We start from the raw sequence: 11,807 nt of genomic DNA, 5'->3' as shown, positions 1-11,807 counted from the left end.
ACATGATCCGCAAAACCTGGCCTTTCCTGTCGTCGTATCAGGAGCGTGACGACATCGGCGACACCGTGGCGCCGGCATCGGCCGAGCCTGCCGACACGTCGTCCGCCCTCCCGGCGGCTTACGCCGATGCAAGGTCCCGCATCCGGCCCGCCCATGCCTCCATGATGGGCAGCCCTGTTTCCCAGGGCAGCCCGTCGCAGGCGTCTGCCTGCGCAGGCTGAAGCACCGCCGTTCCGGCGATTCCGGCGGGGCTCCAGGCCTGCCGTTCCGGGCAAGCGCCAGGCTCCGCCATCCGCCGCAAGGCGGGACAGTTCATCCCCTGCCCACGAAGGGCATCTTGGTGGCCATCACCGTGTGGAACAGCACATTGGCCTCCAGCGGCAGCTCCGCCATGTAGAGCACCGACCGCGCGACGATGCCCACGTCCATCAGCGGCTCGGCCGCGATCTGGCCATTGGCCTGGGGTACGCCCTGCGTCATGCGCTGCGCCAGTTCCGTGCCCGCATTGCCCACGTCGATCTGCCCGACCGCGATGTCGTACTTGCGCCCATCCAGCGAGGCGGTCTTGGTCAGGCCCATGACGGCATGCTTGGTGGCCGTGTAGGCGATGGAGTTCGGCCTCGGGGCATGGGCCGAGATCGAGCCGTTGTTGATGATCCGCCCCCCCTGCGGGCTCTGCGCCTTCATCACCCGGAACGCCTCGCGCAGGCAATAGAACATCCCGTTCAGGTTGATGTCCACCACGCGCTTCCATTCATCGATCGGCAGGTCTTCCAGCGGCACCGCAGGCGCGCCCACCCCGGCGTTGTTGAACAGCAGGTCCACGCGGCCGAACCGCTGGACGGCCTGGGCGAACAACCGCTCCACGGCCTGCGGATCCGCAACGTCCGTGGGCACGGCCAAAGCACGGTCGGCTCCACCCCCCTCCTCCACCACGGCCTGCAGCAGCGCTTCGCGGCGCCCGGCCAGCACCACCGACCAGCCGGCACCCAGCAGGGCCAGCGCCGCCGCCTTGCCGATGCCCGAGCCGGCACCCGTCACCACCGCGATACGCGGCGTTCCGTTCGCAACCTTCATCGATCTTGTCCTCTTGCTGGATGCACATCCCCGGGGCGGGGCCGGACGCCCGCGGCATTCCGGCGCCCCGCCAGGGCTCAGCGGCGCGACTTGCCCCGCTTGGCGGCCCCGGAGCGGCGTCCGGAACCCTTGGCCGCCGCCTTGCGCGGCGCCGCGGGGGCGTCCTGCGGGCGGGCGGCCCGCGAAGCGCCCTTGCGGGCCTTGTTGCGACTGCGCTCTGCCCCCGCTCCATCGGCGGATGCCGGGAGCATGGGCTCCGACGGCTCGCGCCCTCCGCGGCCGCGGGAAGCGCGCGCGGGTGACAGCGACTCCTCGCCCTCGCGCACCAGCCGGAAGTCGATGCGTCGCCCATCCAGGTCCACGCGGCTGACCTGCACGCGCACCCGCGTGCCGATGGCATAGCGGATGCCCGTGCGTTCGCCGCGCAGCTCCTGGCGCGCCTCGTCGAACTTGAAATACTCGCCGCCCAGCTCCGTGATGTGCACCAGCCCCTCGACGTACATCGCGTCCAGCGTCACGAAGATGCCGAAGCTGGTCGCGGCCGTGACCAGGCCGCTGAACTCCTCGCCGAGGTGCTCGCGCATGTACTTGCACTTGAGCCAGGCCTCGACGTCGCGGCTGGCCTCGTCCGCGCGGCGTTCATTGGCGCTGCAATGCAGGCCCGCGGCCTCCCAGGCCTGCAGTTCCCGGGCCGCCGAGGCGGAGAGCGGCTTGCGCGGCTGCTGGGTGGGCGCGGGCACGCGTGCGGCCAGCCGCTTGGCGAGCTTGGCATGGGCTTCGCCGGGCACGGGAAGCGCCGGCAGCCGGTACTTGGTCTGGCCCAGGATGGCCTTGATGACGCGGTGGACCAGCAGATCGGGATAGCGGCGGATCGGGCTGGTGAAATGCGTGTACGCCTCGTAGGCCAGCCCGAAATGGCCGCTGTTCACGGGCGTGTAGATGGCCTGCTGCATGGACCGCAGCAGCATCGTGTGGATCTGCTGCGCGTCCGGACGGTCCTTCGTGGCCTCGGCGATGGCCTGGAAGTCGCCGGGCTTCGGATCGTCGCCGATCGTCATGCCTACCCCCATGGCCTTCAGGTAGCTGCGCAGGATTTCCTGCTTCTCCGGCGTGGGGCCTTCGTGCACGCGGTACAGCCCGGGCTGGCCACCCTGCGCGATGAAGTCCGCGCTGCACACATTGGCCGCGAGCATGGCCTCCTCGATCAGCCTGTGGGCATCGTTGCGCGTGCGCGGCACGATCTTCTCGATGCGGCCGTTGTCGTCGCAGACGATCTGCGTCTCGGTGGTCTCGAAATCCACCGCCCCACGCGCGTGCCGCGACGACAGCAGCGCGCGGTACACGTCGTGCAGGTTCAGCAAATCCTGCACGCGCGCCCGGCGCTTCGTCGCCTCCGGCCCCCGCGTGTTCGCGAGGATCGCGGCCACTTCCGTATAGGTGAAGCGCGCGTGGCTGAACATGACCGCCGGGTAGAACTGGTAGGCATGCACTTCGCCCTTGGCGGTGACCAGCATGTCGCACACCATGCACAGCCGCTCCACCTCCGGATTGAGCGAGCACAGCCCGTTGGACAGCTTCTCGGGCAGCATCGGGATCACGCGGCGCGGGAAATAGACGCTCGTGGCCCGGTCGTAGGCGTCCACGTCGATGGGGCTGCCCGTCTCCACATAGTGGCTCACGTCGGCGATCGCGACCAGCAGGCGCCAGCCCTTGGCGCGGCCGACGCGCGCCGGCTCGCAATACACCGCATCGTCGAAGTCGCGGGCATCTTCGCCGTCGATGGTCACCAGCGGCACGTCGGTCAGGTCGATGCGGTGGCGCTTGTCCTGCGCGCGCACCTTGTCGGGCAGGGCCTTGGCCTGCGCCAGCGCCTCCTGCGAGAACTCGTGCGGAACGCCGTATTTGCGCACGGCGATCTCGATCTCCATGCCCGGGTCGTCCACCTCCCCCAGCACTTCCGTGACACGGCCCACGGGCTGCCCGAACAGCGCGGGCGGCTCCGTCAGTTCCACCACCACGACCTGCCCGGTCTTGGCCGAGCCGGTAGCGCCCTTGGGGATCAGCACATCCTGGCCGTAGCGCTTGTCTTCCGGCGCCACCAGCCACACGCCGCTTTCCTGCAGCAGGCGCCCGATGATCGGGTGCTGGGGGCGTTCGATGATCTCGACGATGCGGCCCTCGGGCCGGCCGCGCCGGTCGTGCCGCGCGATGCGCACGCGCACGCGGTCCTTGTGAAGCACAGCCCGCATCTCGTTCGCGGGGATGTAGATGTCGGCATCGCCGTCGTCGCGCTGCACGAATCCGTGGCCGTCGCGGTGGCCCTGCACGCTGCCTTCGATTTCGTCATCGGAGTGCGCGACGTTTGCAACGGCTTTGGTTTTTTTGATATACAATCTGAGTCTTTCCTGAAATGCCCAGGTGGCGGAATTGGTAGACGCACTAGTTTCAGGTACTAGCGAGTAACATCGTGGAGGTTCGAGTCCTCTCCTGGGCACCAAGTTTAACGAGAACCAGACCGGTTTTTCGGCAATCGAGCCGCTTCCCTTGTGAAGCGGCTTTTTTGTTTGCGTGGGAGCCACCGGGCTGCCTCTCCAGGCCGCGAGGTTCCCGGAAGCAGGTGGCTCCAAAGTTTTTTCAAAAAAATCGTCAACTTGCCTGGAACGGCAAAAAAAGACGCTAGAATTCAAGGATTCCTGAGATGCCCAGGTGGCGGAATTGGTAGACGCACTAGTTTCAGGTACTAGCGAGTAACATCGTGGAGGTTCGAGTCCTCTCCTGGGCACCAAAATTCAAAAGCCGCTGCTTACCCAGCGGCTTTTTCTTTTTCCGGCTGCGACAGGCCTCCGGCCTGGATGTGCATGCCCGCGGGAAGCTCGACTTATCCGGCGCCAGACTCTCCCGTCGGCGCCAGACCAGCAGGCAGCCATGCTGCAGCGTGGCCATGGCTCCCCTGGGGCTCCGCCCATACATCCCCCCTCCAATGAGATACGTGGCGCGCCAGCCGCTGGCACACGAGCGCAGCCGTACCTCCCACGGCAAGGGACAGGATGCATGCACCCTGCGATGCATGCGATGCGAAAGATGAGGACCAACAGAATGCGCCCGGAGCGCTGGGCACAGGCCGCGACAGCACGGCGGCAATTGCTGTAGCTCGCCACCCACCGCCAAGCGGTGCAGCGGCCCGCCGGAGGCACGGACCAGCCCCCGGCAGCCAGAGCAGAGGGGGCGATCAGCCCTTGAGCAGCGCCTTCAGCGCCTGCTGGAAGCGCCGCGCATTGCCGGGCTCGCTCGCGCTGGCGAGCACCCGCGCGGCATCCTGGGCCCAGGTCTGCGCCGGCGGCGGATCGTTGCGGCGCGTGAGCAGCTGCAGCTGCAGGGCGCGGCGCGCGGGCAACTGCTCCGCGGGCGTGGGCACCTCGGCCGCCATCTCCAGACGCAGCAATGCCTCGGACGCATCCCCCGCCGGCCCCGACGACACCGCCTGCGCCCAGCTGCTGCGCACGCCGGCAGGCACCTGCGATCCCAGCTCCTGTGCGGACGGCAGCTGCGATGCATCGCGCTTTTCCCAGGCCGCGAGCAGCTGGGTCAGGGCTTCGCCATGCGCCTGCGCGGCCAGCCTGCGCAGCGCCGCCTGGGCGTGCTCCTGTGCCTCGCGCTGGGCGCGGAAGGCAGCGTCGCCCAGGCGCGGGCCACGGGCCTGCGCCGTGCGATCGCGGTCGCCGAAGCGGCCGCCACGGTCACCACCGTCCCGGCCGTCGCGACCGTCACGTCCCGGACGGCCGTCCCTGCGGTCCCGCTCGCCGGGGCGGCCCGGGCGGCCCGCCGGTGCGGGAACATCACGCTTGGCACCCGGACGGTCATCGCCCCGCACCGCCACCACGGGACGAGCGGGCTTCGGCGCCGCGGCGGGCGCAGCGCCGGCATCGCCAGCCGCCTCCGTGCCCTCGGCCGGGGCCGACTCGGTGGCGGCGGAAGCCTGCGTGGCGGCGGCTGAATCGGCCGCCGCCTGCTGCTGGCCGCGGATGGCTGCTTCCAGCGCGGCCAGCGCCGTGCGGATCCGCTGGGCATCGCCGGACGCATTGGCCTCCTCCACCGCCCTGGACGCCTCCAGAACCGCCCGGTCGTGGGCGCTCATTTCGCCCGCGGCCTTCTGGCGATCGGCCGTCTTGCGGTTGAAGGCCTCGTCGATGGGCTTGCGGAACGCATCCCAGAGCTTCTGTTCCTGCTTGCGGTCCAGCGGCACGGACTGGGCCTCGGCCTGCCAGCGTTGCTGCAGTGCCTTCACGGCATCGATGCGCAGCGCCGGTGCCGCGCCCAGCGCCACGGCCTCTTCGATCATGGCATGGCGGCGTGCCAGGCTCTGCTTCTGGGCTGCCTCCAGCGGCGCGGCCGCTTCGGCCATGACCTGCTTCCACTGCGGCTGCAGTTCGGCATAGACCTTTTCGTTGACGTGGCCACCCTCGCGCCAGCGATCGGAGAACTGGTGCAGCGCACGGCCCACCTGCTTCCAGTCGGACTGCGCGCCTCCCGCTGCCTGCGCGGCCGTCCAGGCCTGCAGTTCCTGGATCAGCGCGAGGCGCTGCGCCTTGTGCTCGGCCGCGTCGGAACGCACCTTTTCCAGCCAGGCTTCCACCACCTTGTGGGCGGCATTGCAGGCCTCGTCGAATTTCTTCCAGAGCGCATGGTTCGCCGGGCCGCCCTGGTCGGTCTGCTTCCACTGCTCACGCAGCTGGCGCAGGCTTTCCTGGATCTTGCGGCCGCCCAGTGCCTGGCCTTCGGGACGCTTGAGCAGCCCCTCCGCCTTGGCCACGAGGTCCTCGCGCACCTGGTCGGCGCTCCAGCGCTGCCAGCCCTGCAGTTCGCCCGCGGCGACGAGCGCGGTGTGCACGTCGTGCTCCAGGGCCGTGTCGATATGGCGGCCGTGCTGCTTCAGCACGGTGCGCAGGGCCGTGGCCGCACCTGCGGACGCCTTGCCGTGGCCCTGGGCGGTTTCTTCCTGCAGCCTGGCCAGCGCGGCGCGCACGGCCTGTTCGGCTTTCTCGCGCACCGCCGGATCGGTCTTGGCCGCCGCGCGGGCGGGGGCAGCCGGCGCAGCACCGGAAGCCGCCGTCTCGGCCAGCGGCTCGCCGCCGCGCGCGATGCGCAGTTCCTCCGCCCACACCGGCACGGGGGGCAGCGGCGCCTCGGGATTCTCGGCAGCCGCTGCGGCCTGTGCGATGGCCGGCTGGAAGGCGTTCCACACCACGAGGAGTTGCGTGCGGGAGGCCTCCAGCTGGGGCGGGAAGCGGGCCTCGACGCTGGGCCAGGCAGGGTCGCCCGACAGTTCGTCTGCCTGCTGCTGCCAGCGCTCGACGTCGGCGCGCAGCGCTTCCAGCGCCGCCTGCGCGTCGCGCCAGGGCTTGGTGGAGAGCACGTCGATACGCTGGGCCAGGAGCACGGCCGCCTCGCGCTGTACCTGCACGCGGTGCTGCAGGTCCTCGATGACCTTCATGCGCTCGGCCAGGCGGGCCTTGAGCGACGCAAGGGGTTCGCGGGACAGCGGCGCACCGGCCTTGGCCGCATCGCGCTGCCAGGCGAGCGCGTCCGCGATGTGGAAGCGGGAAGCATCGAGCAACGCGGTGGCTTTGTCGGCCCATTCGGCAGCGATGGCTTCCTGGCCCTTGGCGCGGCGGATCTCGTCGAGGCGCTCGCGCACGGCACGGGCCGCGCCCTTGTCGCGTCCGCTGAGTTCCTTGAACACTTCCTGCAACTGCTCGGGCGTGGGCTGGGTGGCCAGCCAGTCGCGGATGCGCGAGGCACGCTCGCCCGACGTGGCGGCGGAAAAGGCCCCGCCCGTCAACGCGTCCAGCGGATGCGGCTCGGAGGCTTTGGCCGGGGCCGGGGTCACTTCAGGGGCGTCAGACATTTTGTTGCGAGAAGAAAAAGGAAACATGGTTCTGGTCAGGAGGGGCCAGGTGCCGGAAGCACCAGCGCCCGTACGCCGGGGTCACGGCCCGGCCAGCGTCGAAGGCGCTATTTTGGCCCGGTTTTGTCCGCCGGTCCGGAGATACGCCTGCCGCGGCCGGGAAACGGAGGCCCGGAATGCGGCCCGAGCATGCCATATGGGGCCGGGCCGCGCGGGTACAACCACCCTCCGCACACCGCTTCAGCGCGCGGAAAGGGCCAGTTGCGCCTGCGGCGCGGCGCCCTCTCCGCGTGCATCCACGCGCGGAGCCGCCACGAACAGCCGCTCCAGCGGCACACCGCGGCGCGCCAGTTCGTCGCGCACCGCCACCGCGCGCGCCTGGGCCAGTTCGCGCAGGGCGCCCTCGGGCACCTTCATCTGGGCCAGCAGCAACGCCTCCATCTCCGGGACGGGAATGTCGCGTGCCATGCCCAGCAGGTTGCGGGGCTTGGGGATGTCCATGCGGCGGTAGAACTCCCGCAGCGCATCGGCATAGGCATGCGCCTGGGCCGCATCCGGACCACCCGGGGCCAGCGGTGCGCCCTGCACGCCCGCATCCGCGCGCGCGGGCTGGCGCCGCTGCTGCAGCGCCTGCACCTGTGAACGCAGGCGCTCGCGCTTCCAGCCGTCTTCCTCGGATTCCGCCACGGCATGGCCCGTCACGGTCAGTTGCAGGGCCGGCCGGTCGCGCAGCGATTGCGCCATCTTGTCCAGCCCCTGCAGGGCCGCGGCATCCAGTATCGCGCTGCCGGGTGCGAAAGCCACGGCCCCCTGCTCCGCCGTCCCGCCGGCGAAGGCCTTGGCCAGCAGCGAAAACGGCGAGGTCACGGCCTTCAGGACCAGGCTGCCGATGGCCCGCATGATCACCGGTCCGAGGCTGAACTGGGGATCATTGAGCGAGCCGCTGATGGGCAGGTCCAGATCGATCACCCCGTTGCTGTCCGCCAGCAGCGCCGCAGCCAGCCGCACCGGCAGGCTGGCGGGAGCGCCCTCCACCGGTTCGCCGAAGGTGAGCTGGTGCAGCACCAGCCGGTTGCCGGCGGTGAGCTGCCCGTCCGGCAATACCTTGTAGCGCACGTCCATGCTCAGCTTGCCGCGCTCGATACCGTGGCCGGCGTACTTGACGGCATAGGGCGACAGCGGCGGCAGCTCCAGATCACGCACCCGGCCCTGGATGTCCAGCGCCAGCGGCTTCGCCAGGGGGTTGATGCGTCCCGAGATCTCCAGCGGCGCCGAGCCCTGCGCCTTCCCGCTGAGCTCCAGTTCCGCCATCGCGGGCTCCCCGCCCCCGGGCGGAGGCTCGGAGGAGAACGCGCCGATGCGTCCCGCCAGATCACCGAGGTCGGCAGAGTAGTTGGGCTCGATGAAGTAGTCGGTGAACCGCACGGCCCCCGCGGACAGCACCACCGGCCCGAAACGCAGCACCGGGCCGCCGTGGGGCGCCGCGGCTTTCCGGGCTGCCGGGTCGGTGGCCGCACCGCCGGTGGCCGTGGGGCGGACCCCGGCGGCCCCGCTGGCGGCGGCCTGGGCCGGAGCGGGCCCGGGCACAGGCTCCGGCCCGGAGGAGACATCCGGGCTGCGGACCAGGTCCTGCAGGTTGAGCCGCCCGTTCTTCTGCAACACGATGCGCGCGAAGAAATCCCGCAATGCCGTTTCCCGTACATCCACGCGCGAGGGCGCGCCGGGCGCCATCTCCCATTGCACGCCCTGGAGCGCCAGATTGCGCCAGCGCAGCAGTTCCTCGCCCCGGGGCTGTGCGGGCGGAGATCCCGCATCCGTTGCCGGCACCAGGGCCGGGGTCGGGGCGGGCGCACGTACGCGCACCTCGTCCAGCGCGGCATTGCCACGCAACGAGGCCTTCGCTCCCGCGGCCGTCGCGGCATAGTCCACGTCGCCCTCGAAACCCGCTTCGGCCCGCACGATGCGCACGTTCAGCCACGGGGCGGCATACGGCTCCAGCAGGTGCAGCGGCAACCGCTGGGCCTGCAGGCGGCCCTGCACGGCCAGCGGAGCCATCGTCAGCCGGCCTTCGTATGCCAGGCGGCCGGGTTCGCGCCGGCCGGCGTCCCACTGCCCGGACAGGGACAACTGCACCGGCGCAGCCGGACCGGTGGCCGCCTGCGGCCAGCGCAGCCCACGGGCTTGCAGCGCGATGGCGGACCAGCGCAGATCCACCGGGGATGCCGGCACCGCGTCGCGCAAGGCCACCGCCCCGCGCTCCACCGACACCTCGCCGAGCCGGACGGACCAGGGAGTACCGCCATCTGCCGGCCGCGCCTCCCGGGAAGGGCCCCGGTCGGCCGCGCCCTGCAGCGGCCAGGCATCGAACATCCAGCGCCCTTGCGCGTCGCGCTCCGCCCGCAGCCGCGGTGCCCGGGCCAGGACCCGCTCCACGGACACCGCGCGGGCGGGCACGTCGATCCACGCATTCTCCAGTTCCAGCCGCTCTGCCTGCACCCATGCGCCCGGCGGCGTTGCCGTGCCGTCCGGCGGACGGCCTGCCTCGGCGGATGGCGCGGCACACGGCCCGCCGGCCGGACAGGCCAGCGTGACCCCATCCGCCACGAAGCGCGCCACTTTCGCCACCAGGGCACCGTTGGCGTGGTTCCAGGCGACACCGGCGTCGGTCTCGATGTACGCCCCGGCGCGCGGCGCGAACACACCTGCCGCATAGCCCTCGACAGCCGAAAGCGGCAGGCCGCGCAGTGATGCCGCCACCTGCCCCCGGCCGGGCCACGCGGTGCCCGCCACCCGCAGCGTGGTGGGTGCCTCCGCACGCCCGGTGGCGCCGGACCTGCCGTCGTCCCCGGCGGCGGCGGGCCGCATGCGGGCCTGCAGCCGGAACGGAATCCCTCCCTTCCACGGCCAGGACAGCGACTGCGCTTGCGCATGGACGCCCTCCCATGCCATGGCGACCGGGCGGGCCGCGCCCTCGTCGCGCCACGCCACGCGCCCTTCCCGGACCACGAACCGGTCTATCGCCACCTGCCAGGCCCCGGAAGGCGGGCCCGCACCGCCGCTCGGCGTGGCGGCCGGAGCGCCCTGCGTGCTGCCGGCACCCGCCGCGGCGGCCCAGTCCCACTGCCCCCGGGCGTCGCGCCGCACCGCGACGTCCGGCCCGGACCACTCGACCGAAGCCAGGTGCACCGACCTGCGCAGCGGCTCCACCGATGCCGCATGGACATCCAGCGCCTGGAACGCGACGGCCCCGGAGCCCGGCGGCCCGTCCAGGCGAACGCCGGACAGGCGCGCATGCCCGCCCACGGTCAGGCGCGGCTCCGGCCCCTGGAGGAATCCGATGTCCAGTTCGGCCTCCAGCGTCCCGGCCTGCGGCCGGAGGGGCGCTCCCGCGGGCCAGTAGGCACGCAGTGGAGACAGATCCAGCCCCCGGACCCGCAGCCGGGCCTGCGTATTGCGGTCTTCCGAGAACGGCGTGCTGCGCGCTCCGGTATCGAAGGTGCTTCCATCCAGGCTGAAAGCGAGCCGCGGCGTCACCGTGACCTGCCGATCGGCGGGCAGGTTGCTGAGAAAGGGGATGCCGAGCTCCAATCCCGTCAACCGGTGCGTCTGGCCCGTCGTCCGGTCGGTGAACTCGACCGCGCCATCGCGCAGCGCCAGGTTATAGAGCGCGAACCGGGCGCCGCCACCACTTTCCCCGCCTGCCGGGCGCGCGGCGCCCAGTTGCAGCAGGTCGTCGATGTCGTAGCGGCCATCCTGTCCGCGGACCACGCGCAGCCGCGGTGCGTCGATTTCCAGAGCGTCCAGCACCGGCGCCCGGCGCACCAGGGACTGCATTTCCATGTCTATATAGAGGCGCCGGATTTCTGCCTGGGCAGGCGCACCGGGAGCCGCTGCCGCCAGGGCGATGTCATGCACGGTGAGCTCCAGCGTCCAGGGGCGGAAATCCACCTTTCCCACCGTGACGGCGCGTCCCACGAAACCGCTGCCCCAGCGCTCCAGCCCCCAGCGCACCAGGGGCGGCACGGCCAGCCAGGCCAACCCCCACACCAGCAGCAGCAAGGCGATGCCGGCGGCTACCCAGCGCGCGGCGATGGCGGCAGCGGCCCTGCGAGCATGCCGGCGTCCGCCTGCGGGATCCTTCGCCGGCTCCACATTTGATTCGATTGCACCCATGGCCGGAATTGCAGCAGATGGGCAGGCCGGCAAAGCGTAACAAGGTGAAAAACAGAAAGCCCGGCAGGGCCTGCTGGCCACTGCCGGGCTTGACGGCTGACACAACGGTCTTTTGCCATCGTTTGCGCCATGGAGGGTGAGCGTCCATGGGGCAGGAGGCAAGGTATTGCCTCCGAGGGTTTGCCGTGGAAGATTCCACCTGCCCAACCAGGGCACTGCATGCCACATGGATGGTGGTTTCCGCTTCGTCGGGCGATGCCTGGTCACTGCCAGACGCCTCCAATTTACCCAATCCGCGGGGTGCGTCCAAACGATATTTGCAATCGATCGCACCATTGCGATTGTCCAAAACTTCCTCACTCGCGAGGAGTGTCACAAGGGTTTCACGGTCGAGTGCACGAAAGCATTGTTCGAGACCCGAAAGCTGTGTTTGCATCCATGCTTTTTAGAATAAATTGATCTAATGGATAGCAGCCTTAGTATTGACCCGGCATTTGGACCCCTCCTAGAATCCGCCAGCTTCGAAAACCGAGGCTGACCACTATCTCCATCGCTGCCGAATCCGGCGAAGTCGTTCCCCCTGCACCGCTGCGCAGGCTGTTTCCACGGGAACTGGATGGCGTACCAATCCAGGCGAGATGCCTGGCACGGG

General features: G+C 70.4%; 5 protein-coding genes and 2 tRNA genes. 3 read left to right on the top strand and 4 right to left on the bottom strand.

Features of this window, described 5'->3' with window-relative positions; genetic code table 11:
• Nucleotides 1-2 precede the first annotated feature (2 nt).
• The gene (locus ACGHC0_RS12285; protein ID WP_415268336.1) at nt 3-221 is read left to right on the top strand and encodes a hypothetical protein; all 219 of its coding nucleotides are present in this window, start codon (nt 3-5) and stop codon (nt 219-221) included.
• A gap of 91 nt (nt 222-312) precedes the next feature.
• On the opposite strand, the gene ACGHC0_RS12280 is transcribed toward ACGHC0_RS12285, so the two are convergent.
• Together ACGHC0_RS12280 and rnr are read right to left on the bottom strand one after the other, a co-directional pair.
• Nucleotides 313-1,077 (bottom strand): SDR family oxidoreductase, encoded by a 765-nt coding sequence (locus ACGHC0_RS12280; RefSeq protein ID WP_415268335.1) that lies wholly within the window; start codon nt 1,075-1,077, stop codon nt 313-315.
• 77 nt (nt 1,078-1,154) lie between these two features.
• Entirely contained in the window at nt 1,155-3,470 is a 2,316-nt protein-coding gene (rnr, locus tag ACGHC0_RS12275) for a ribonuclease R (protein ID WP_415268334.1), read from the bottom strand.
• A 19-nt stretch (nt 3,471-3,489) separates the two neighbouring features.
• On the opposite strand from rnr, the gene ACGHC0_RS12270 reads away from it, so the two are divergent.
• Together ACGHC0_RS12270 and ACGHC0_RS12265 are read left to right on the top strand one after the other, a co-directional pair.
• A tRNA-Leu gene (locus tag ACGHC0_RS12270) sits at nt 3,490-3,574 on the top strand.
• Between the two features lie 203 nt (nt 3,575-3,777).
• Nucleotides 3,778-3,862: transfer RNA gene (locus ACGHC0_RS12265), tRNA-Leu, on the top strand.
• Nucleotides 3,863-4,306: 444 nt separating this feature from the next.
• Here the strand turns inward: ACGHC0_RS12265 and ACGHC0_RS12260 are convergent.
• Nucleotides 4,307-7,009 carry a DUF349 domain-containing protein gene (locus tag ACGHC0_RS12260; RefSeq protein ID WP_368355461.1) on the bottom strand — a complete coding sequence of 901 codons (2,703 nt, stop codon included), beginning with the start codon at nt 7,007-7,009 and terminating at the stop codon, nt 4,307-4,309.
• Nucleotides 7,010-7,222: 213 nt separating this feature from the next.
• Complete coding sequence (locus ACGHC0_RS12255) at nt 7,223-11,155, bottom strand: DUF748 domain-containing protein (protein ID WP_415268333.1); 3,933 nt, start codon at nt 11,153-11,155, stop codon at nt 7,223-7,225.
• Nucleotides 11,156-11,807: the final 652 nt, after the last annotated feature.

This window comes from Acidovorax sacchari (genome assembly GCF_042847045.1).
Lineage (GTDB): Bacteria > Pseudomonadota > Gammaproteobacteria > Burkholderiales > Burkholderiaceae_C > Paracidovorax > Paracidovorax sacchari.
This window is presented reverse-complemented; position numbering and strand designations above follow the sequence as displayed.